The organism is Bacillus kwashiorkori (genome assembly GCF_001375515.1).
Taxonomy (GTDB): Bacteria; Bacillota; Bacilli; order Bacillales; family Caldibacillaceae; genus Bacillus_BK; species Bacillus_BK kwashiorkori.
Genome location: NZ_CTDX01000001.1, coordinates 20,721 through 42,097, shown reverse-complemented (window position 1 = coordinate 42,097; position 21,377 = coordinate 20,721). Strand labels below are relative to the sequence as shown.

The 21,377-nt window shown below is 38.7% G+C and carries 27 protein-coding genes; all 27 read right to left on the bottom strand.

Features of this window, described 5'->3' with window-relative positions:
• Positions 1-25 precede the first annotated feature (25 nt).
• The 27 genes from rpmD to rpoB all read right to left on the bottom strand — a co-directional run bounded on the left by rpmD (position 26) and on the right by rpoB (position 21,267).
• Positions 26-208, bottom strand: coding sequence for a 50S ribosomal protein L30 (rpmD, locus tag BN1242_RS00260; RefSeq protein ID WP_062349845.1), 183 nt, complete (start codon positions 206-208; stop codon positions 26-28).
• 13 nt (positions 209-221) lie between these two features.
• Positions 222-722 (bottom strand): 30S ribosomal protein S5, encoded by a 501-nt coding sequence (gene rpsE / locus BN1242_RS00255; protein WP_062349843.1) that lies wholly within the window; start codon positions 720-722, stop codon positions 222-224.
• A gap of 23 nt (positions 723-745) precedes the next feature.
• Positions 746-1,108 carry a 50S ribosomal protein L18 gene (gene rplR, locus BN1242_RS00250; RefSeq protein ID WP_062349841.1) on the bottom strand — a complete coding sequence of 121 codons (363 nt, stop codon included), beginning with the start codon at positions 1,106-1,108 and terminating at the stop codon, positions 746-748.
• A gap of 33 nt (positions 1,109-1,141) precedes the next feature.
• Positions 1,142-1,681 (bottom strand): 50S ribosomal protein L6, encoded by a 540-nt coding sequence (rplF, locus tag BN1242_RS00245; RefSeq protein WP_062349839.1) that lies wholly within the window; start codon positions 1,679-1,681, stop codon positions 1,142-1,144.
• 26 nt (positions 1,682-1,707) lie between these two features.
• Positions 1,708-2,106 carry a 30S ribosomal protein S8 gene (gene rpsH / locus BN1242_RS00240; RefSeq protein WP_062349838.1) on the bottom strand — a complete coding sequence of 133 codons (399 nt, stop codon included), beginning with the start codon at positions 2,104-2,106 and terminating at the stop codon, positions 1,708-1,710.
• A 28-nt stretch (positions 2,107-2,134) separates the two neighbouring features.
• Positions 2,135-2,320 carry a type Z 30S ribosomal protein S14 gene (locus BN1242_RS00235; protein WP_062349836.1) on the bottom strand — a complete coding sequence of 62 codons (186 nt, stop codon included), beginning with the start codon at positions 2,318-2,320 and terminating at the stop codon, positions 2,135-2,137.
• A gap of 20 nt (positions 2,321-2,340) precedes the next feature.
• Positions 2,341-2,880, bottom strand: coding sequence for a 50S ribosomal protein L5 (rplE, locus tag BN1242_RS00230; protein ID WP_062349834.1), 540 nt, complete (start codon positions 2,878-2,880; stop codon positions 2,341-2,343).
• Between the two features lie 29 nt (positions 2,881-2,909).
• Positions 2,910-3,221 carry a 50S ribosomal protein L24 gene (gene rplX, locus BN1242_RS00225; RefSeq protein ID WP_062349832.1) on the bottom strand — a complete coding sequence of 104 codons (312 nt, stop codon included), beginning with the start codon at positions 3,219-3,221 and terminating at the stop codon, positions 2,910-2,912.
• 40 nt (positions 3,222-3,261) lie between these two features.
• Positions 3,262-3,630 carry a 50S ribosomal protein L14 gene (gene rplN / locus BN1242_RS00220; RefSeq protein ID WP_062349831.1) on the bottom strand — a complete coding sequence of 123 codons (369 nt, stop codon included), beginning with the start codon at positions 3,628-3,630 and terminating at the stop codon, positions 3,262-3,264.
• 43 nt (positions 3,631-3,673) lie between these two features.
• Positions 3,674-3,937, bottom strand: a complete 264-nt coding sequence (gene rpsQ / locus BN1242_RS00215; protein WP_062349830.1) for a 30S ribosomal protein S17 — start codon at positions 3,935-3,937, stop codon at positions 3,674-3,676.
• Between the two features lie 21 nt (positions 3,938-3,958).
• The gene (gene rpmC, locus BN1242_RS00210) at positions 3,959-4,159 is read right to left on the bottom strand and encodes a 50S ribosomal protein L29 (RefSeq protein ID WP_062349829.1); all 201 of its coding nucleotides are present in this window, start codon (positions 4,157-4,159) and stop codon (positions 3,959-3,961) included.
• The gene (gene rplP / locus BN1242_RS00205; RefSeq protein ID WP_062349827.1) at positions 4,149-4,583 is read right to left on the bottom strand and encodes a 50S ribosomal protein L16; all 435 of its coding nucleotides are present in this window, start codon (positions 4,581-4,583) and stop codon (positions 4,149-4,151) included. The genes rpmC and rplP overlap by 11 nt, the downstream gene beginning before the upstream one ends.
• A gap of 2 nt (positions 4,584-4,585) precedes the next feature.
• Entirely contained in the window at positions 4,586-5,242 is a 657-nt protein-coding gene (gene rpsC / locus BN1242_RS00200) for a 30S ribosomal protein S3 (RefSeq protein ID WP_062349825.1), read from the bottom strand.
• A gap of 3 nt (positions 5,243-5,245) precedes the next feature.
• The gene (rplV, locus tag BN1242_RS00195) at positions 5,246-5,587 is read right to left on the bottom strand and encodes a 50S ribosomal protein L22 (protein ID WP_062349823.1); all 342 of its coding nucleotides are present in this window, start codon (positions 5,585-5,587) and stop codon (positions 5,246-5,248) included.
• A gap of 18 nt (positions 5,588-5,605) precedes the next feature.
• On the bottom strand, positions 5,606-5,884 hold the full coding sequence (gene rpsS, locus BN1242_RS00190; RefSeq protein ID WP_062349821.1) for a 30S ribosomal protein S19: 279 nt from the start codon (positions 5,882-5,884) through the stop codon (positions 5,606-5,608).
• Positions 5,885-5,944: 60 nt separating this feature from the next.
• Positions 5,945-6,775: a 50S ribosomal protein L2 gene (gene rplB, locus BN1242_RS00185; RefSeq protein ID WP_062349820.1), complete on the bottom strand. Its 831-nt coding sequence runs from the start codon at positions 6,773-6,775 to the stop codon at positions 5,945-5,947.
• 30 nt (positions 6,776-6,805) lie between these two features.
• Entirely contained in the window at positions 6,806-7,090 is a 285-nt protein-coding gene (gene rplW, locus BN1242_RS00180) for a 50S ribosomal protein L23 (protein ID WP_062349818.1), read from the bottom strand.
• Positions 7,090-7,713 carry a 50S ribosomal protein L4 gene (gene rplD / locus BN1242_RS00175; protein ID WP_062349816.1) on the bottom strand — a complete coding sequence of 208 codons (624 nt, stop codon included), beginning with the start codon at positions 7,711-7,713 and terminating at the stop codon, positions 7,090-7,092. The genes rplW and rplD overlap by 1 nt, the downstream gene beginning before the upstream one ends.
• A gap of 23 nt (positions 7,714-7,736) precedes the next feature.
• Positions 7,737-8,366, bottom strand: coding sequence for a 50S ribosomal protein L3 (gene rplC, locus BN1242_RS00170; RefSeq protein ID WP_062349812.1), 630 nt, complete (start codon positions 8,364-8,366; stop codon positions 7,737-7,739).
• Positions 8,367-8,399: 33 nt separating this feature from the next.
• On the bottom strand, positions 8,400-8,708 hold the full coding sequence (gene rpsJ / locus BN1242_RS00165; protein ID WP_062349810.1) for a 30S ribosomal protein S10: 309 nt from the start codon (positions 8,706-8,708) through the stop codon (positions 8,400-8,402).
• 362 nt (positions 8,709-9,070) lie between these two features.
• Complete coding sequence (tuf, locus tag BN1242_RS00160) at positions 9,071-10,258, bottom strand: elongation factor Tu (protein WP_062349807.1); 1,188 nt, start codon at positions 10,256-10,258, stop codon at positions 9,071-9,073.
• Positions 10,259-10,379: 121 nt separating this feature from the next.
• On the bottom strand, positions 10,380-12,458 hold the full coding sequence (fusA, locus tag BN1242_RS00155) for an elongation factor G (protein ID WP_062349805.1): 2,079 nt from the start codon (positions 12,456-12,458) through the stop codon (positions 10,380-10,382).
• A 76-nt stretch (positions 12,459-12,534) separates the two neighbouring features.
• Positions 12,535-13,005, bottom strand: coding sequence for a 30S ribosomal protein S7 (gene rpsG, locus BN1242_RS00150; RefSeq protein WP_062349800.1), 471 nt, complete (start codon positions 13,003-13,005; stop codon positions 12,535-12,537).
• Positions 13,006-13,051: 46 nt separating this feature from the next.
• On the bottom strand, positions 13,052-13,471 hold the full coding sequence (gene rpsL / locus BN1242_RS00145) for a 30S ribosomal protein S12 (protein WP_062349798.1): 420 nt from the start codon (positions 13,469-13,471) through the stop codon (positions 13,052-13,054).
• Positions 13,472-13,568: 97 nt separating this feature from the next.
• Positions 13,569-13,817 (bottom strand): 50S ribosomal protein L7ae-like protein, encoded by a 249-nt coding sequence (locus tag BN1242_RS00140; RefSeq protein ID WP_062349796.1) that lies wholly within the window; start codon positions 13,815-13,817, stop codon positions 13,569-13,571.
• A gap of 135 nt (positions 13,818-13,952) precedes the next feature.
• Positions 13,953-17,546, bottom strand: coding sequence for a DNA-directed RNA polymerase subunit beta' (gene rpoC / locus BN1242_RS00135; protein WP_062349795.1), 3,594 nt, complete (start codon positions 17,544-17,546; stop codon positions 13,953-13,955).
• A gap of 160 nt (positions 17,547-17,706) precedes the next feature.
• Positions 17,707-21,267, bottom strand: a complete 3,561-nt coding sequence (rpoB, locus tag BN1242_RS00130) for a DNA-directed RNA polymerase subunit beta (protein ID WP_062349793.1) — start codon at positions 21,265-21,267, stop codon at positions 17,707-17,709.
• Positions 21,268-21,377: the final 110 nt, after the last annotated feature.

Genomic DNA, 21,377 nt, shown 5'->3' with positions numbered 1-21,377 from the left:
TCCTTATTTAAGAGAAAAACAAATTTTATTGTTCTTTAACAGTAACTAAGTGAGCTACTTTATTCACCATACCGCGAATAGCTGGGTTATCTTCTTTGATAACAGTCTGATGTAATTTTCTTAAGCCTAATGCTTTAACAGTTTCTCTTTGATCTTTTGTGCGACCAATAAGGCTGCGAGTGAGGGTAATTTCTAATTTCGTTGCCAATTTGTTTCCCTCCTTATCCTAACAATTCTTCAACTGTTTTATTGCGTAGTTTAGCAACTTCCTCAGCTTTTTTCAATTGTTTAATACCGTTCATAGTTGCTTGAACCATATTGATAGGTGTGTTAGAACCTAGTGATTTAGATAAGATATCACCGATACCGCCAAGTTCAAGAATTGCACGAACAGGACCACCAGCAATAACTCCTGTACCTTCATGAGCAGGTTTCAGTAAAACTCTACCTGCACCGAAATGTCCAAGTACTTCATGAGGAATAGTTGTACCAACACGTGGAACTTCAATTAAGTTTTTCTTCGCATTTTCAACTGCCTTACGGATAGCATCAGGTACTTCCTGTGCCTTACCTGTACCAAAACCTACATGGCCATTTTTATCTCCTACAACTACTAAAGCTGTAAAACGGAAACGACGTCCACCCTTAACAACTTTTGCAACACGATTAACTGTTACAACACGCTCTTCAAGCTCTAGTTTATTTGGATCAATACGACGCATAAGTTTCATTCCCTCCTTCTTTTTTAAAATTCAAGTCCGTTTTCACGCGCAGCATCAGCTAATGCTTTTACACGTCCATGATATAAATAACCGCTACGGTCAAAAACAACAGATTTGAAGCCTTTTTCTACCGCACGTTTCGCGATTAATTCACCAACTTTAATCGCTGCTTCTGTGTTGCTTGTAGACTCAAGATTCAAATCTTTTTCTAAAGTAGATGCACTTGCTAAAGTTACACCTTTATCGTCATCAATTAGTTGGGCATAAATATGCTGATTAGAACGATAGATATTTAATCTTGGGCGTTCGTTTGTACCAGAGATTTTCCCACGAATACGAGCATGTCGAGTTTTACGAATTGCATTTTTGTCTGGTTTCGTAATCATTGCACCGTCACTCCTTTCCTCAGTCTAACGACTTTACTTACCAGTTTTACCTTCTTTACGGCGTACATATTCGCCTTCGTAGCGAATTCCTTTACCTTTATATGGTTCAGGAGGACGAACTGCACGAACATTTGCTGCAAGTTCTCCTACGCGTTCTTTATCAATACCTTTAATAGTAATCTTTGTATTTGAAGGAACTTCAATTTCAATACCAGCTTCAGGTGTAAATTCAACAGGATGTGAGAAACCGACGTTAAGAACAAGTTTATTTCCTTGTTTTTGGGCACGGTAACCAACCCCTACTAGTTCCAAATTCTTTTGGAAACCATTAGATACACCTTCCACCATATTATTTAAAATGGCACGAGTAGTTCCATGGATTGTACGATGTTCTTTTGAATCAGACGGACGAATAACGGTTAACACGTTATCTTCAACGGAAAGATTCATTTCTGCATTAAATTGGCGGGTTAATTCTCCTTTAGGTCCTTTTACCGTTACTAAGTTGCCTTCGTTTATAGTAATTGTAACTCCTGAAGGGATTTCAATAGGTTTTTTCCCAATACGTGACATTGTATTGCACCTCCATTCATAAAATATTACCAGATGTAAGCTAATACTTCTCCGCCTACATTTTGTGAACGAGCTTCTTTATCAGATAATACACCTTTAGATGTTGAAACAATAGCAATTCCTAGGCCGTTCAATACTTTAGGAACTTCATTTGCTTTTGCATATACACGAAGACCAGGTTTACTGATTCTTTTTAGGCCTGTGATAACACGTTCGTTATTCGGACCGTATTTTAAGAAAATGCGTAAAACACCTTGTTTATCATCATCAATGTACTCATAATCACGAATAAAACCTTCACGTTTTAAAATATCAACAATCGCTTTTTTAGAATTAGAAGCAGCTACTTCTAAACTTTCGTGACGAACCATGTTCGCATTACGAATACGAGTTAGCAAATCTGCAATAGGATCTGTCATTACCATACTTTTTACCTCCTTCCCAAGTCTTAGATTACCAACTTGCTTTTTTGACGCCAGGAATTTGTCCTTTATAGGCTAATTCACGGAAACAAATACGGCAAAGTTTAAATTTACGATATACAGAATGTGGACGACCACAGCGTTCACAGCGAGTATATTCGCGTACTTTAAATTTTTGTTCGCGTTTTTGTTTCGCAATCATAGATTTTTTTGCCATTACATTTCCTCCTTTATTGATTACTTTTGAAACGGCATGCCAAGTTGTGCCAATAATTCGCGTGCTTCTTCATCTGTTTTCGCAGTTGTTACGATAACGATGTCCATACCACGAACTTTACTTACTTTATCGTAATCAATTTCAGGGAAAATCAATTGTTCTCTAATTCCTAATGTGTAATTGCCTCTGCCATCAAATGCTTTTTTAGATACTCCACGGAAGTCTCTAACACGTGGTAATGATACAGATACTAATTTATCTAGGAATTGATACATCCGTTCACCACGTAAAGTTACTTTTGCACCGATTGGCATACCTTCACGAAGACGGAAACCGGCAATTGATTTTTTAGCGCGAGTTACTACTGGCTTCTGACCAGTGATTAATGCAAGTTCTTCAACTGCATTATCTAATGCTTTTGCATTTTGAACTGCGTCACCTACACCCATGTTAATTACGATTTTTTCAATTTTTGGTACTTCCATAACGGATTTATAATTAAATTTGTTCATTAATGATGGAGTAATTTCTTTTGTGAATTTTTCTTTTAGGCGGTTCAATATGATTACCTCCTTTCTTAAGCTACTAATTATTTATCTAAAACTGTTCCTGATTTTTTCGCAACGCGCACTTTTTTTCCATCAACAACCTTATAACCTATACGAGTTGGTTCTCCTGTTTTAGGATCTAGTGGCATAACGTTGGAAACATGAATTGGAGCTTCTAAACTGATAATTCCACCTTGTGGGTTATCTTGTGACGGTTTGGAATGTTTTTTTACAATGTTGACACCTTCCACAAGCACACGGTTTTTCTTAGGATAAGCAGCTAAAATAACTCCTGTTTTTCCTTTATCTTTACCGGTAATGACTTTTACTTTGTCACCTTTTTTTACATGCATTTGTCGCACCTCCTTAAAAGGCAAAAACTACAATTAAAAATTATAATACTTCTGGAGCTAACGAAACGATTTTCATAAAGTTATTGTCACGTAATTCACGAGCTACAGGCCCAAAAATACGTGTACCGCGTGGGCTTTTATCATCACGAATAATTACACATGCATTTTCATCAAAACGAATATAAGTACCATCATTACGACGAACTCCACGTTTTGTACGCACAACAACAGCTTTAACTACGTCTCCTTTTTTAACAACGCCTCCTGGTGTTGCGTTTTTGACGGAACAGACAACGACATCACCAATATTAGCAGTTTTACGTCCGGATCCACCTAAAACTTTAATCACAAGCACTTCACGCGCACCGGAGTTATCAGCTACTTTAAGACGTGATTCTTGTTGTATCATAAAAATTTACCTCCTTTCGGATTCCACCCGCAATTATTTACCATTAGATAATAACAGCTTTTTCAACAATTTCCACTAAGCGAAAACGTTTAGTTGCTGAAAGTGGGCGAGTTTCCATAATCCGTACAATATCGCCTACTTTTGCTTCATTTAGCTCATCATGAGCTTTTAATTTTTTCGAATACTTAACTCGTTTTCCGTAAAGAGGATGTGTTTTACGTGTTTCAACAAGAACAGTAATTGTTTTATCCATTTTATCGGAAACAACGCGTCCAGTATACACTTTACGTTGGTTGCGTTCGCTCATCACGAAACCCCCCTCTCATAATCAGTTGTTAATGCCGATTTCTCTTTCACGAATGACTGTTTTCATACGTGCAATTGATTTGCGTACTTCACGAATTCGCGCAGTGTTTTCAAGTTGACCAGTCGCTAATTGGAAGCGAAGGTTGAAAAGTTCTTCTTTTAAAGATTTAATTTTTTGTTCAATTTCGGCAGTGGTTAAATCACGAACTTCTTTAGCCTTCATTTATTTCACCACCAATTTCTTCTCTTTTTACAAATTTACATTTGATTGGCAATTTATGTGCTGCTAAACGTAACGCTTCTCTTGCTACTTCTTCGGATACGCCTGCAATTTCAAACATAATTTTACCTGGTTTTACAACAGCCACCCATCCTTCAGGAGCACCTTTACCGGAACCCATCCGAACTTCAAGTGGTTTTGCAGTATATGGTTTGTGTGGGAAAATTTTAATCCAAACTTTACCACCACGTTTCATATAACGTGTCATTGCAATACGAGCAGCTTCAATTTGACGATTTGTAATCCATGATGCTTCAACAGCTTGAAGACCGTATTCACCGAATGCTACTTCTGTGCCACCTTTTGCACGTCCGCGCATTTTTCCACGGTGTTCACGGCGATATTTAACGCGTTTTGGCATTAACATAATTATTTGCCTCCTTCCTCGGATTTTTTCTTAGTAGGAAGCACTTCACCACGGTAAATCCAAACTTTTACTCCAAGTTTTCCGTAGGTTGTGTCTGCTTCTGCATGTGCATAATCAATATCTGCACGAAGAGTGTGAAGAGGTACAGTTCCTTCACTATAATGTTCAGCTCGAGCAATATCAGCTCCACCTAAACGACCTGAAACCATTGTACGAATACCTTTTGCGCCAGCACGCATCGTTCTTTGAATTGCTTGCTTTTGAGCACGACGGAAAGACACACGGTTTTCTAATTGGCGTGCAATATTTTCAGCAACTAATTTTGCATCTAAATCTGGTTTCTTAATTTCAACAATATTGATATGAACTTTCTTACCTGTAAGTTCATTAAGTGCTTTACGAAGTGCTTCGACTTCAGATCCACCTTTACCGATAACCATACCTGGTTTTGCGGTGTGAACTGTAATATTAACACGATTTGCAGCACGTTCAATTTCAACTTTCGAAACAGCAGCGTCAACTAAACGTTGGAAAATGTATTCACGAATTTTTATATCTTCATGTAAAAGGTTTGCATAGTCTTTGTTTGCATACCATTTTGATTCCCAATCACGGATGATTCCGACCCGCAAACCAATAGGATTTACTTTTTGACCCACTAATTATCCCTCCTTCTTTTCAGATAAAACGATTGTAATATGACTAGTGCGTTTGTTGATTTGTGATGCACGACCTTGTGCGCGAGGGCGGAAACGTTTCAATGTTGGTCCCTCATCAACAAAAGCTTTTGATACGACTAGACTGTTAGTGTCCATTTCATAGTTATGTTCAGCATTTGCGATTGCCGATTTTAACACTTTTTCGATAATTGGTGAAGCGGCTTTTGGTGTTAATTTTAAAATGGCCATTGCTTCTCCTACTTGCTTGCCTCGAATTAAATCCATTACTAAACGAGCTTTACGAGGTGCAATACGAACTGTTCTTGCAACAGCTTTAGCTTCCATGGATTTGCCCTCCTCTCATTAACGTTTTGTTTTCTTGTCATCGCCAGCATGACCTTTATAAGTGCGTGTAGGAGCAAATTCACCTAGTTTATGTCCTACCATATCTTCTGTGATATAAACTGGAACATGTTTGCGTCCATCATAGACTGCGATTGTGTGACCAATGAAATTAGGGAAGATTGTTGAACGGCGTGACCAAGTTTTGATAACTTGTTTTTTGTCAGCTGTATTCAAATCCTCTACTTTCTTCATTAAATGATCATCAACAAAAGGTCCTTTTTTTAAGCTGCGTCCCATAAATGAACCTCCTTTCGCGATTGCCCTACGGTTCTTACCGTGAACCGTAGCCCAATCCCGTTATTTTTTACGACGACGTACAATAAATTTATCGGATTTGTTACTCTTCTTACGAGTTTTATAACCAAGAGTTGGTTTGCCCCAAGGTGTCATCGGCGACTTACGTCCGATAGGTGCTTTACCTTCCCCACCACCGTGTGGATGGTCATTAGGGTTCATTACAGATCCACGTACAGTTGGGCGAATACCTAACCAACGAGAACGACCTGCTTTACCGATATTAACTAGTTCATGTTGTTCGTTACCAACTTGACCTACAGTCGCACGGCAAGTTCCTAAAATCATACGAACTTCACCAGAAGCCAAACGTATTAGTACATATTTACCCTCTTTACCTAATACTTGTGCACTTGCTCCAGCAGAACGGACTAATTGTCCACCTTTTCCAGGTTTTAATTCGATATTGTGTATTACTGTACCAACTGGAATGTTTTGTAATGGTAGTGCGTTACCAATTTTAATATCAGCGTCGGAACCTGATACGATTTCCATGCCGACTTTTAAACCTTTTGGTGCGATGATGTAGCGTTTTTCACCGTCTACGTAATTAATTAAAGCGATATTCGCTGAACGGTTTGGATCATATTCGATTGTAGCAACGCGGCCTGGAATGCCATCTTTATCACGTTTAAAATCGATAAGACGATATTGACGTTTATGACCACCACCGTGATGACGAACTGTTAACTTACCTTGGTTGTTACGGCCTGCTTTTTTGTTTAAAGGTCTTAAAAGTGATTTTTCTGGTTTGTCAGTTGTAATTTCAGAAAAATCTAAGCTTGTCATGTTACGACGGCCGTTTGAGGTAGGTTTATATATTTTGATCGCCATATTAATTCCCTCCTCTTCTTAATAAATTTTTTAAGCGTTAAAAATTTCGATTTCCTTACTATCTTCTGTTAGAGTAACAACAGCTTTTCTGCGTTTATTGGTGTATCCAGTATAACGGCCCATTCTTTTAAATTTGCCTTTGTAGTTCATAATGTTTACTTTTTCTACTTTTACACCAAAAACCTCTTCTACAGCTTGTTTTACTTGTGTTTTATTTGCTCTAACGTCTACTTCAAACGTGTATTTACGATCAACTAACACATCCATTGATCGTTCAGTAATAATGGGGCGCTTAATCACATCACGTGCATCCATTATGCTAGCACCTCCTCTACTTTTTCAACAGCGTCTTTTGTCATAATTAACTTTTCATGACCGATAACATCAAGTACATTAATCCGGTTAGCTTCCACTACTGTAATCCCAGGAATATTTCTAGCTGAAAGGAATACATTTTCATTAAGATCTCCCGTTACTACAAGTGCTTTAGAATTTACAGATAAATTATTGAGAACAGCAACGAACTCTTTTGTTTTTGGTGCTTCGAAGTTCAAAGCATCAAGAACTAAAATGTTTTCTTCAAGCACTTTTGTCGCTAATGCAGATTTAATAGCTAGACGACGTACTTTTTTAGGTAAATTATATGCATAACTTCTAGGTGTCGGTCCGAACACAATTCCACCACCACGCCATTGTGGGGAGCGAATGGAACCTTGACGAGCACGACCTGTTCCTTTTTGACGCCATGGTTTACGTCCACCGCCTCTTACTTCGGAACGATTTTTTACTTTTGCAGTTCCTTGGCGTTGGGAAGCACGTAAAGCGATAATTGCTTCAGAAAGAACATGTTTGTTTGGTTCAATACCGAATACTGTGTCATTTAATTCGATTTCACCAACTGAGGAACCAGATTGGTTAAATAATGATACTTTAGGCATCCTATGTCCTCCTTTCTTCTATCTTAATTAGCTTTTATAGCAGCTTTAATTTTAACAACTGATTTTTTAGGACCAGGAACATTTCCTTTTACTAAAAGAAGATTACGTTCAGTGTCTACTTTAACGATCTCTAAATTTTGAATAGTAACTTGTTCTCCACCCATACGTCCAGGTAATGCTTTACCTTTGAATACGCGGTTTGCAGCAACTGCACCCATTGATCCAGGACGACGATGGTAACGAGAACCGTGAGCCATAGGTCCGCGGGATTGTCCGTGGCGTTTAATAGCACCTTGGAATCCTTTACCTTTCGAAATTCCAGTAACATCAACTATGCTACCTTCAGAGAAAATATCAACTTTGACTTCTTGACCAACTTCGTATTCTTCTACGTTAACACCTTTAAATTCACTAATGAAGCGCTTAGGCGCAGTGTTTGCTTTTTCTGCATGACCTTTTTCAGGTTTGATTGCTAGTCTTTCTGGTTTGTCAGCAAAACCTAATTGAATAGCTTCATAACCATCATTTTCTACAGTTTTCTTTTGAAGAACAACGTTTGGAGTTGCTTCAATAACTGTAACAGGGATTAAATCACCGTTTTCTAAGAAAATTTGTGTCATACCAAGTTTTTTTCCTAAGATTCCTTTGGTCATCAGTCACACCTCCTGTATATAATTCGTTTCTTATTATAGTTTGATTTCGATATCAACACCAGATGGTAAATCCAATCTCATTAACGAGTCTACTGTTTGTGGAGTAGGGTTAACAATATCGATTAGACGTTTGTGTGTGCGCATTTCAAATTGCTCACGAGAATCCTTGTATTTGTGAACGGCACGAAGAATTGTATAAACATTCTTTTCTGTTGGAAGTGGAATTGGACCACTTACAGCTGCACCTGAACGTTTTGCTGTTTCAACAATTTTTTCTGCTGATTGATCAAGGACTCGATGATCATAAGCTTTTAGTCTAATGCGGATTTTTTGTTTTGCCATTATTTTTCCCTCCTTTTCGCCTATTTTTGAATAGACATTCTCCGCGAAAATTTCCTGCACACTCGCCATGGCAAAGCGGCCGGGTGTGTCAGCAACCTTCCGCATCATCGCGTTTTTTGCCAACATTGTTCATTATACAGAAATTATACGTACAATGCAACAGTTTTCTAGTCTTTACAATGACTTTTTTATTATACTTTTTGAACTTATCGTTTGCAAGTTTTTGTTTCACTTTTATACTAGTAAATCTTACCTGCTTTTTAATGGTTTATACTTACCCGATAAACATTTCTTGTCCATTTTTTGATCATGAAAAAAGCAGCTAGCTTAAGGGCTACCTGCTTCTTGATAATTATCTTATATTATTTAATAACAGAAGCTACAGAACCTGCGCCTACTGTGCGTCCACCTTCACGAATGGAGAATTTAGTTCCTTCTTCAATCGCAACTGGTGCAATTAGTTCTACAGTCATTTCGATGTTATCGCCAGGCATAACCATTTCCACACCTTCTGGTAACTCGATAATTCCAGTTACGTCTGTTGTACGGAAATAGAATTGTGGACGGTAGTTAGAGAAGAATGGAGTATGACGTCCGCCTTCTTCTTTTGTTAATACGTAAACTTGAGCTGTAAATTTTGTGTGTGGGTTAATTGTTCCTGGTTTTGCTAGAACTTGACCACGCTCAACTTCATCACGAGCAACACCACGAAGAAGTGCACCGATGTTGTCCCCTGCTTCTGCTTGATCAAGAAGTTTACGGAACATTTCAACACCTGTTACAGTTGTTGATTTTGGTTCTTCAGCAAGTCCAACGATTTCAATTACATCCCCAACTTTTACTACACCACGTTCTACACGGCCTGTAGCAACTGTACCACGACCAGTGATTGAGAATACATCTTCTACTGGCATCATGAAAGGTTTGTCCGTATCACGTTGAGGAGTTGGAATATATTCATCAACTGCTGCCATTAATTCATGAATTTTTTCTTCCCATGCTGCATCACCTTCAAGAGCTTTTAATGCAGAACCTTTAATTACAGGAATATCATCACCTGGGAAGTCGTATTCAGATAATAGGTCACGAACTTCCATTTCAACTAATTCTAATAATTCTTCGTCATCAACCATGTCGCATTTGTTTAAGAATACAACAATGTAAGGAACACCAACTTGGCGAGATAAAAGAATATGTTCACGAGTTTGTGGCATTGGGCCATCAGCAGCAGAAACTACTAGGATAGCTCCGTCCATTTGTGCAGCACCAGTAATCATGTTTTTTACATAGTCAGCGTGTCCTGGGCAGTCAACGTGTGCATAGTGACGATTTGCAGTTTCATATTCAACGTGAGAAGTAGAGATGGTAATACCACGTTCTTTTTCTTCAGGTGCACCGTCGATTTGATCATATCCGCGAGCTTCCGCACCACCAACTTTTGCAAGAACAGTAGTGATAGCTGCAGTTAAAGTAGTTTTACCATGGTCAACGTGACCAATTGTTCCGATATTAACGTGTGGTTTTGAACGGTCAAATTTTGCTTTTGCCATTAGGAATAATCCTCCTTCAATATTTAAAATTGTTAAGTATTTTGGTTATGGTCGCTATAGAGTTATAGCGACCTATATATCCTACAATAGTAGTTATACTTCATATAAGTAGTAAAATCAATTATTCACCACTATTTTTTTTGATAATTTCATCTGAAATTGATTTTGGAACCTCTTCATAATGATCGAATACCATCGTGAACGTTCCACGACCTTGTGTATTAGAACGCAATGAAGTTGCATAACCAAACATTTCAGATAGTGGAACCATTGCTCTAACAACTTGTGCATTTCCACGAGCTTCCATTCCTTCCACGCGACCACGACGAGAAGTAATATCACCCATAATGTCACCTAAGTATTCTTCTGGGATTACGACTTCTACTTTCATGATTGGTTCAAGAAGAACTGGGTTACATTTTTTCGCTGCATTTTTTAATGCTAAAGATGCAGCAATTTTAAACGCCATTTCACTTGAGTCAACATCGTGGTAAGAACCGTCGAATAGTTTTGCTTTAACGTCTACAAGTGGGTAACCTGCTAAAACACCATTTTTCATTGAATCTTCTAGACCAGCTTGAACAGGTGCAATGTATTCACGAGGAACGACACCACCGACGATAGCATTTTCAAATTCGAAACCTTTTCCTTCTTCGTTTGGCGAGAATTCGATCCAAACATGACCGAATTGTCCACGACCACCAGATTGACGTACGAACTTACCTTCCACTTGTGCAGTTGAACGGAATGTTTCGCGGTAAGCAACCTGTGGCGCACCAACGTTTGCCTCTACTTTAAATTCACGTTTCATACGATCAACGATAATATCTAGGTGAAGTTCACCCATACCTTCGATGATTGTTTGACCTGTTTCTTGGTTAGTAGAAGCACGGAATGTTGGGTCTTCTTCTTGTAATTTTTGTAAAGCAGTGGACATTTTGTCTTGGTCTGCTTTTGATTTTGGTTCAATTGCTACAGAAATAACTGGTTCTGGAAACTCCATTGATTCTAAAATAACTTTTGCTTTTTCATCACATAAAGTATCTCCAGTTGTTGTATCTTTCAAACCAACTGCAGCTGCGATATCACCTGAATATACGGTAGATATTTCTTGACGGTGATTTGCGTGCATTTGAAGAATACGACCAATTCTTTCCCGTTTACCTTTTGTGGAGTTAACTACATAAGAACCTGAGTTTAAAACACCAGAGTAAACACGGAAGAACGTTAATTTACCAACATATGGGTCTGTCATTACTTTAAACGCTAATGCAGAAAATGGTGCATCATCGCTTGATGGTCGAGTTACCTCTTCTTCCGTATCTGGGTCAATACCTTTAATGTCAGGGATATCTGTTGGAGCAGGTAAATAATCAATAGCTGCATCTAACATTAATTGTACCCCTTTATTTTTAAAGGCAGAACCGCATAATACAGGGTAAAACTCAACATTTACAGTTGCTTTACGAATAGCAGCTTTAAGCTCATCAACTGTAATCTCTTCACCTTCGAGGTATTTCATCATTAATTCCTCGTCTAGTTCAGCGACAGCTTCCACTAATCTATTACGTAATTCTTCTGCTTGTTCTTTGTATTCTTCAGGAATATCTGTTGCTTCATCAACAGTACCTAAGTCATCTTTATAGAAATGAGCCTTCATTTCTACTAAGTCGATGATGCCGTTGAATTGATCTTCAGCACCAATCGGCATTTGGATAGGATGTGCATTTGCTTGCAATCTCTCATGTAAAGTCTTAACAGAGTACAAGAAATCAGCACCGATTTTATCCATTTTATTTACAAAAACAATACGTGGGACGCCATATGTTGTTGCTTGACGCCATACTGTTTCTGTTTGAGGTTCTACACCGGATTGTGCATCTAATACTGTTACCGCACCATCAAGCACTCGTAAAGAACGTTCAACCTCTACTGTGAAGTCTACGTGTCCTGGAGTGTCGATGATGTTAACGCGATGCCCTTTCCATTGTGCAGTTGTAGCAGCTGATGTAATTGTAATACCGCGTTCTTGTTCTTGTTCCATCCAGTCCATTTGAGAAGCACCTTCATGTGTTTCTCCAATTTTATGAATACGGCCAGTGTAGAACAAAATACGCTCTGTGGTAGTAGTTTTACCAGCATCGATGTGTGCCATGATTCCGATGTTTCTTGTCTTTTCTAAGGAGAACTCTCTTGGCATCCTTTTTTCTCCTTCCTCTATAAAATAGTCATTTTTTTATTGTTTAATAATATATTAAATAACAAAACAGGGTGGATTACCAACGGTAGTGAGCGAATGCTTTGTTTGCTTCTGCCATTTTATGTGTATCTTCGCGTTTTTTAACTGCTGCTCCTGTATTATTTGCAGCATCTAAAATTTCATTCGCTAATCTTTCTTCCATCGTTCTTTCTCCACGAAGACGGGAATAGTTAACTAGCCAACGAAGTCCTAATGTCGTTCTGCGATCTGAGCGAACTTCGACAGGTACTTGGTAGTTAGCACCACCAACACGGCGAGCACGAACTTCTAAAACAGGCATGATGTTTTTAAGTGCTTGTTCAAACACTTCCATTGGATCTTTACCTGTACGTTCACTAATAATATCAAACGATTTATATAGAATTGTTTGTGCTTTACCTTTTTGACCATCAACCATAATTTTATTAATTAACTTTGTCACTAGTTTTGAATTATAAATTGGATCTGGTAAAACATCTCTTTTTGCAACTGGGCCTTTACGTGGCATGTTTGTTCCTCCTTTCGGTGTTGATTTTCCTATGCGTTATAGATCGTTACTTTTTCTCTTTTGGTTTTTTAGTACCGTATTTTGAACGGCCTTGTTTTCGGTTATCAACACCAGCTGTATCTAAAGCACCGCGTACGATATGATAACGTACACCCGGTAAGTCTTTAACACGACCCCCACGAATTAACACAACACTGTGTTCTTGTAGATTGTGCCCAATTCCAGGGATGTAAGCTGTAACTTCGATTCCGTTAGTTAAACGTACACGAGCATATTTACGTAACGCAGAGTTTGGTTTTTTAGGTGTCATTGTACCAACACGAGTACATACTCCACGTTTTTGCGGTGAAGAAAGATTTGTTTGTGCTTTTTTAAAGCTGTTATAACCTTTATTCAATGCTGGTGATTTTGATTTTTCAATAATCGCTTTACGTGGTTTGCGAACTAATTGATTAATTGTAGGCATGTTTGTTCCTCCCTTCCAGTTTTGTGTAAGCCCACATATCCAGGTGGCTCATTTTTAAGCAAAAACAAATTTTTGTAGAGTCTACTACAAAAACATGTCAGCGGACGACTGCGACTACCGCAGCTCCTACATCTATCCCACATGCAGCTCCTAATTTTTTCATTGAGTCTACACGAGTAATTGGCACATTACACTCAGATGCTACCTCTACTATTTTATCAATAATGTGTTGATCAGTGTCGTTAGCAAGAAGAAGTTCTGATATCGTGCCATTCTTCAGGGCTTTAATTGTTTGTTTTGTTCCTATGATAATCTCCTTGGCCTGTTTCACTTTTTCATAAGACATTTTAATCATCCTCCAAAGCAACAGGTGTTAGAAGCACCTAAAATATAGTAGCATTTTGCGATTTTAATGTCAATAATAAATTAAAATTTTTTTCAGCGGCTGGAAAAGAGAACAATCCAGCCGCTAACTGTTTTTTTAGTCTACAGTAACTGTTTCTTCTTGGTCTTTAAATTTTAAGTTTGCTCTACGGTACATTTGCATACCTGTACCTGCAGGAATTAGTTTCCCGATAATGACATTTTCTTTCAAGCCTAATAATTCATCTTGTTTACCTTTTATTGCTGCATCAGTTAATACTCTTGTAGTTTCTTGGAACGATGCTGCAGATAAGAAGGAATCTGTTTCAAGTGAAGCTTTCGTGATTCCGAGTAGTACCGGGCGACCAGTAGCTGGTGTTCCACCTTCCAATAAGACTTTTTCATTAGCCTCTGTAAATTGATGGATATCTAGTAATGTTCCTGGTAAAACATCAGTATCTCCAGAATCAATTACTCTTACTTTCCGTAACATTTGACGAACCATTACCTCAATATGTTTATCACCAATTTCTACACCTTGCATTCGATATACTCGTTGAACTTCACGCAGTAAGTACTCTTGGACAGAAAGAACATCTTTTACTTTTAGTAGTTCTTTCGGGTCTATTGAACCTTCTGTAAGTTCTTGTCCCCGTGTTACTTTATCACCAACCGTAACTTTCAATCTTGCTGTATATGGGGCGGAGTACGTATTGTTTTCAACGGCACCCTGTACAACAATTTCTTGTTGACGGTCTTTACCAACGTTGATTGCTACCACTTCACCGTCAATTTCTGAGATTACCGCTTGACCTTTTGGATTACGTGCTTCGAATAATTCTTGAACCCTTGGAAGACCTTGTGTAATATCGTCTCCTGCTACTCCACCTGTATGGAAAGTACGCATCGTTAACTGTGTACCAGGCTCACCAATAGATTGAGCAGCGATAATACCCACAGCTTCTCCAACTTCTACTTCCTGGCCTGTTGCTAGATTGCGACCGTAACATTTTTTACATACACCGTGTCTTGTATTACACGTAAAGGCAGAGCGAATCCAAACTTTTTCGATACCCGCTTTCATGATTTGGTTAGCGATATCTTCTGTAATTAAATCATTTTCTTTAACTAGCACTTCACCTGTTTCAGGATGTTTAATCGTTTTTCTTGCATATCTTCCAATTAACCGTTCATCTAGTGATTCGATAACTTCGGCATCATCTGTTAGTGCTTCAACGAGCAGACCGCGATCTGTTCCGCAATCTTCCTCCCGAACAATCACATCTTGCGCGACATCTACTAGACGTCTAGTTAAATAACCAGAGTCAGCTGTCTTAAGAGCTGTATCAGCAAGTCCTTTACGAGCACCATGCGTAGAAATAAAGTATTCTAACACGGTTAACCCTTCACGGAAACTAGATTTAATCGGCAACTCAATAATTCGGCCAGCTGGGTTAGCCATTAAGCCACGCATCCCAGCAAGTTGGGTAAAGTTGGAAGCATTACCACGAGCTCCAGAATCACTCATCATGAAAATTGGGTTTGTAGGTTCTAATGTTTCCATTAATTTGCCTTGAATTTCATCTTTTGCTGCACTCCAGATGGAAATAACACGTTCATATCTTTCATCTTCGGTAATTAGACCTCTTCGGAATTGTTTTTGAACGTTATCTACTTTTCGTTGCGCATCATCTAATATTTCATTTTTTTGTGGCAACACGATAATGTCTGCAATTCCAATTGTAATTCCAGCTTTCGTAGAATACTTAAAGCCTAAATCTTTCATTCGGTCTAACATTTTGGATGTTTCGGTTATTTTGTATCGTTTAAACACTTCTGAAATAATATTTCCTAAAATGCCCTTTTTGAATGGGGATATAAGCGGACGGGATGCAATAATTTCTTTTACATTATCCGTCGGTTTTACAAAATATTTTTCTGGTGTTTTTTCTTCTAAATTACTTTTTGTCGGTTCGTTAATATATGGAAATGCCTTTGGTAAGATTTCATTAAATATTAACTTACCTACCGTAGTTAGCAAGAGCATTTTATTTTGCTCTTCTGTGAATGTTGGATTATTTAGAGAGCCTGCATAGACTGCAACTCTTGTATGCAAATGTACTATACCATTTTGATAGGCAACCAACGCCTCGTTACGATCTTTGAAGATTAGCCCTTCTCCAATTGCACCTTCTCTTTCCAATGTTAGATAATAGTTTCCAAGCACCATATCCTGTGAAGGTGTAACAACTGGTTTTCCATCTTTCGGGTTTAGAATGTTCTGTGCAGCTAGCATTAACATACGTGCTTCTGCTTGTGCTTCGGCCGAAAGGGGTACGTGGACTGCCATTTGGTCTCCGTCAAAGTCAGCATTATATGCTGTACAAACGAGCGGGTGCAAACGAATTGCTCTTCCTTCTACTAGTGTAGGTTCGAATGCCTGAATTCCAAGTCTGTGTAATGTAGGTGCACGGTTTAATAACACAGGATGCTCTTTAATCACTTCTTCAAGGACATCCCATATTTCTGGATGTAATCTTTCAATTTTTCTTTTTGCAGACTTAATATTATGCGCCAAGCCTTTTGCTACTAGTTCTTTCATTACGAATGGTTTGAATAACTCAATTGCCATTTCTTTCGGAAGTCCACATTGATACATTTTTAAATTTGGACCTACTACGATAACAGAACGCCCAGAATAGTCTACACGTTTACCGAGTAAGTTTTGACGGAATCTTCCTTGTTTTCCTTTTAACATATGGGAAAGTGATTTCAACGGGCGATTTCCCGGACCAGTTACAGGACGTCCGCGACGACCATTGTCAATTAGCGCATCCACAGCTTCTTGTAACATCCGTTTTTCATTTTGCACAATAATACTAGGAGCACCAAGGTCTAATAGACGTTTTAACCGGTTATTACGGTTAATGACACGGCGGTATAGATCGTTTAAGTCAGAAGTTGCAAAACGACCACCATCTAACTGTACCATCGGACGTAATTCTGGTGGTATTACCGGAAGCACATCTAGAATCATCCATGATGGATCATTCCCTGAATTACGGAACGCCTCAATAACTTCTAAACGTTTAATCGCTCTCGTTCTTCTTTGTCCTTGAGCAGTTTTTAGTTCTTCTCTTAAAATGGAACTTTCTTTTTCTAAGTCGATATCTTGAAGGAGTTTTTTAATTGCTTCCGCGCCCATGCCTGCTTGGAATTTATTCCCGTATTTTTCACGATATGCACGGTACTCTTTTTCAGATAGCAATTGTTTTTTCTCCAAAGATGTATTTCCAGGCTCTGTCACAACATAAGAAGCAAAGTAGATTACTTCTTCTAATGCTCGTGGGGACATATCTAAAACTAAACCCATTCTACTCGGAATTCCTTTAAAATACCAAATATGGGACACTGGTGCTGCTAGTTCGATATGACCCATGCGCTCACGTCTAACTTTAGAGCGTGTTACTTCAACCCCACAGCGGTCACAAACTACACCCTTATAGCGAACGCGTTTGTATTTGCCGCAATGACATTCCCAATCTTTTGTTGGGCCAAATATTCTTTCACAAAACAACCCATCTTTTTCAGGCTTTAATGTACGATAGTTGATTGTTTCTGGTTTTTTAACTTCGCCATAAGACCAAGATCTAATTTTATCTGGTGATGCGAGTCCAATTTTCATATATTCAAAGTTATTTACATCTAGCAAGGGGCCGACCTCCCATTCATCTAGGTATTACCCAATTTGCTTTACGGGTTTCAAACGTAAGGAAGTCCCGAAAGGTTAGATTTTCTTTTCGTTAACCGTCTCTTTTCCGGATTAAATCCATTGCACCCTTCTTTGGGACTGCCTTATTTTATTTATTCAATTACTCTAATGCGCCTACTGTCTCGGTTTTTGTATCCTCATCTTCTGGTTTTAAAGAAAGTGCGTCAGACTGCTGAAAATCATCGTCATCTTCTAGTTCTTTCATATCAATTTCTTGATGATTTCCAGAGAGAATTTTTACATCCATTCCTAAGCTTTGTAACTCTTTAAGTAGAACCTTAAATGATTCTGGTACACCAGGTTCAGGTACGTTTTCACCTTTAACAATTGCTTCATATGTTTTGACCCGTCCAACAACATCATCAGACTTAACGGTTAAGATTTCCTGTAACGTATAAGCGGCTCCGTATGCTTCTAGAGCCCATACTTCCATTTCACCGAAACGCTGCCCACCAAATTGAGCTTTACCACCAAGCGGTTGCTGGGTTACTAGTGAGTATGGTCCAGTGGAACGCGCATGAAGTTTGTCATCAACCATGTGTGCTAGTTTTATCATATACATGACACCAACAGAAACGCGGTTGTCAAACGGTTCTCCTGTGCGCCCATCATATAATATCGTTTTTGCATCTCTAGCCATACCAGCTTCTTCAATCGTTTCCCAGACGTCTTCTTCTGTTGCGCCGTCAAATACAGGTGTAGCCATATGAATGCCTAATTTTCGTGCAGCCATACCTAAATGGAGTTCTAGTACTTGCCCAATATTCATCCGTGAAGGAACACCTAACGGGTTTAACATAATATCGACTGGAGTTCCATCAGGTAAATATGGCATATCTTCTTCTGGGAGGATTCTGGAAATAACACCTTTATTTCCGTGTCTTCCAGCCATTTTATCCCCTGCGGAAATTTTTCGTTTTTGTACAATATATACACGAACGAGCTGATTGACTCCTGGTGGGAGTTCATCTCCATCTTCACGATTAAACACTTTTACATCTAATACGATACCTCCACCACCATGCGGAACACGTAACGATGTATCACGAACTTCTCTCGCTTTTTCACCGAAAATGGCATGGAGTAGCCGCTCTTCAGCAGTTAATTCAGTTACACCTTTAGGAGTGACTTTACCAACTAACAAGTCGCCATCCTTTACTTCTGCACCAATCCGAACAATTCCGCGATCATCTAGATTACGGAGTGCTTCTTCACCAACGTTAGGAATATCACGAGTTATTTCTTCTGGTCCTAACTTCGTATCACGAGACTCTGATTCATATTCCTCTATATGAACCGAAGTATATACATCGTCTTTCACTAATCGTTCGCTCATAATAATGGCATCTTCGTAGTTATATCCTTCCCAGGTCATAAAAGCAACAAGCACATTTCGACCTAATGCAAGTTCACCTTTTTCCATGGAAGGTCCGTCTGCTAATATCTCACCTTTAGTAACACGGTCACCAACTTTAACGATTGGACGTTGGTTAAAAGACATACCATTATTAGATCTAGTAAATTTAGATATTCGGTAACGCTGAATATCACCTTCTACTTCTTTTCCATCTATTATGGATATGTTACGAACTCTAACTTCTTTCGCTTCCACGTGAACTACTACACCATCATGTTTACAGATTACTGCCGCACCGGAGTCTTTTGCTGTTACATGCTCCATACCAGTACCAACTAAAGGTGCTTCTGGTACTAATAGCGGTACTGCTTGTCGTTGCATGTTTGCACCCATTAACGCACGGTTAGAGTCGTCGTTTTCAAGGAATGGAATACATGCTGTAGCTGCAGAAACTACTTGTTTTGGTGATACATCCATATAATCGACACGGTCTACTGAGACAACTAAGTTTTCACCACGGAACCGTGCAAAAACTTCTTCGTCTAGGAAATTGCCTTCTTCATCTAATCTAACGTTTGCTTGTGCTACTACATAGTTGTCCTCTTCGTCAGCTGTCATATAGTCCACTTGACCTGTAACACGCCCGGTTTCAGGATCCACTTTACGATAAGGTGTTTCAATAAAACCGAATGGATTTACTTTCGCAAAAGTAGACAAAGAGTTAATTAGCCCGATATTCGGTCCCTCAGGTGTTTCAATAGGACACATACGGCCATAGTGAGAATAGTGGACATCTCGGACTTCAAAACCAGCCCGTTCCCTAGTCAGTCCACCAGGGCCTAACGCGGATAACCGACGTTTATGTGTTAATTCAGCTAACGGATTCGTTTGATCCATGAACTGTGATAACTGAGAACTTCCAAAGAATTCTTTAATCGATGCAATTACCGGACGAATATTTATCAATTGTTGCGGAGTAATGGTATTAGTATCTTGAATAGACATTCTCTCACGAACAACACGTTCCATCCGAGACAAACCAATACGGAATTGATTTTGTAATAACTCACCAACAGAACGCAGACGGCGATTTCCTAAATGGTCGATATCATCTGTTCTTCCTACTTGATGTAAAAGGTTGAAAAAGTAACTAATGGAAGCGACGATATCCGCTGGTGTTATATGTTTAACTTTATCGCTAATATTTGCATTACTAATAATGTTAAGTACTTTCTCCCCATTGTCCGTTGGAGAAAACACTTTTATACTTTGAATCTCAATTTCATTTTCTAACACACCTTGATTCGGGTGATAACTTTTTACACCAATACCCTTTTCTAAATAAGGTAATAATTTATCAAGGGTTCTCCGATCAAGTACTGTTCCTTTTTCTGCTAAGATTTCACCAGTTTCGGGTTCAACTAGCGTTTCCGCCAATGTTTGACCAAATAGGCGGTTTTGTATATGAAGTTTTTTATTGATTTTATAGCGTCCAACATTCGCTAGATCATATCTTTTCGGATCAAAAAACCTTGAAATTAGTAGGCTTTTTGCATTTTCAACAGTAGGCGGTTCACCTGGTCTCAATCTTTCATATATTTCAAGAAGTGCTTTTTCTGGACTATCGGTGTTATCCTTATCTAATGTGTTACGCAAATATTCGTTTTCACCGATTAAATCGACAATTTCTTGCTCTGTACCAAAACCAAGTGCTCTTAATAGAACAGTTATTGGTAACTTTCTAGTACGGTCAATTCGCACATACACTACGTCTTTCGCGTCTGTTTCGTACTCTAACCACGCACCGCGGTTTGGAATTACTGTAGCTGTAAAGCCTTTTTTTCCATTTTTGTCGACTTTTTCGTTAAAATACACACTTGGTGAACGAACTAATTGAGAGACGATGACACGTTCAGCACCGTTAATAACAAAGGTACCAGTGTCTGTCATAAGTGGGAAATCTCCCATAAATACTTCTTGGTCCTTCACTTCTCCAGTTTCTTTATTTAGAAGTCGAACCTTTACTCGCAATGGAGCAGCGTATGTAACATCACGTTCTTTTGACTCTTCTACAGAATATTTAGGTTCTCCTAAACTGTAGTCTACAAATTCCAGAGCTAAATTTCCTGTAAAATCTTCAATCGGAGAAATGTCCTGAAACATTTCCCTTAATCCCTCATCTAGAAACCATTGATATGAAGAAGTTTGAATTTCGATGAGGTTTGGTAACTCTAATACTTCGCTAATTCTCGAGAAACTTCTTCGTTGGCGGTGTCGTCCATACTGAACTAGTTGACCTGTCAACTGATTCACCCCTCAAATCAAACATTTTTAGAAACGCAATTGCAATATATCTTTTTGCCCAGTCTATTTGACTAGGACAAAAAATAAAAAGGATTTCCTTAGAAAACCTT

Excerpts from the sequence above, each read along its gene's own strand:
- rpsE (WP_062349843.1), bottom strand. The coding sequence starts at position 722 with ATGCGTCGTATTGATCCAAATAAACTAGAGCTTGAAGAGCGTGTTGTA.
- rplR (WP_062349841.1), bottom strand. The coding sequence starts at position 1,108 with ATGATTACGAAACCAGACAAAAATGCAATTCGTAAAACTCGACATGCT.
- rplF (WP_062349839.1), bottom strand. The coding sequence starts at position 1,681 with ATGTCACGTATTGGGAAAAAACCTATTGAAATCCCTTCAGGAGTTACA.
- rpsH (WP_062349838.1), bottom strand. The coding sequence starts at position 2,106 with ATGGTAATGACAGATCCTATTGCAGATTTGCTAACTCGTATTCGTAAT.
- BN1242_RS00235 (WP_062349836.1), bottom strand. The coding sequence starts at position 2,320 with ATGGCAAAAAAATCTATGATTGCGAAACAAAAACGCGAACAAAAATTT.
- rplX (WP_062349832.1), bottom strand. The coding sequence starts at position 3,221 with ATGCATGTAAAAAAAGGTGACAAAGTAAAAGTCATTACCGGTAAAGAT.
- rplN (WP_062349831.1), bottom strand. The coding sequence starts at position 3,630 with ATGATACAACAAGAATCACGTCTTAAAGTAGCTGATAACTCCGGTGCG.
- rpsQ (WP_062349830.1), bottom strand. The coding sequence starts at position 3,937 with ATGAGCGAACGCAACCAACGTAAAGTGTATACTGGACGCGTTGTTTCC.
- rpmC (WP_062349829.1), bottom strand. The coding sequence starts at position 4,159 with ATGAAGGCTAAAGAAGTTCGTGATTTAACCACTGCCGAAATTGAACAA.
- rplP (WP_062349827.1), bottom strand. The coding sequence starts at position 4,583 with ATGTTAATGCCAAAACGCGTTAAATATCGCCGTGAACACCGTGGAAAA.
- rplV (WP_062349823.1), bottom strand. The coding sequence starts at position 5,587 with ATGGAAGCTAAAGCTGTTGCAAGAACAGTTCGTATTGCACCTCGTAAA.
- rpsS (WP_062349821.1), bottom strand. The coding sequence starts at position 5,884 with ATGGGACGCAGCTTAAAAAAAGGACCTTTTGTTGATGATCATTTAATG.
- rplB (WP_062349820.1), bottom strand. The coding sequence starts at position 6,775 with ATGGCGATCAAAATATATAAACCTACCTCAAACGGCCGTCGTAACATG.
- rplW (WP_062349818.1), bottom strand. The coding sequence starts at position 7,090 with ATGGATGCACGTGATGTGATTAAGCGCCCCATTATTACTGAACGATCA.
- rplD (WP_062349816.1), bottom strand. The coding sequence starts at position 7,713 with ATGCCTAAAGTATCATTATTTAACCAATCTGGTTCCTCAGTTGGTGAA.
- rplC (WP_062349812.1), bottom strand. The coding sequence starts at position 8,366 with ATGACCAAAGGAATCTTAGGAAAAAAACTTGGTATGACACAAATTTTC.
- rpsJ (WP_062349810.1), bottom strand. The coding sequence starts at position 8,708 with ATGGCAAAACAAAAAATCCGCATTAGACTAAAAGCTTATGATCATCGA.
- tuf (WP_062349807.1), bottom strand. The coding sequence starts at position 10,258 with ATGGCAAAAGCAAAATTTGACCGTTCAAAACCACACGTTAATATCGGA.
- fusA (WP_062349805.1), bottom strand. The coding sequence starts at position 12,458 with ATGCCAAGAGAGTTCTCCTTAGAAAAGACAAGAAACATCGGAATCATG.
- rpsG (WP_062349800.1), bottom strand. The coding sequence starts at position 13,005 with ATGCCACGTAAAGGCCCAGTTGCAAAAAGAGATGTTTTACCAGATCCA.
- rpsL (WP_062349798.1), bottom strand. The coding sequence starts at position 13,471 with ATGCCTACAATTAATCAATTAGTTCGCAAACCACGTAAAGCGATTATT.
- BN1242_RS00140 (WP_062349796.1), bottom strand. The coding sequence starts at position 13,817 with ATGTCTTATGAAAAAGTGAAACAGGCCAAGGAGATTATCATAGGAACA.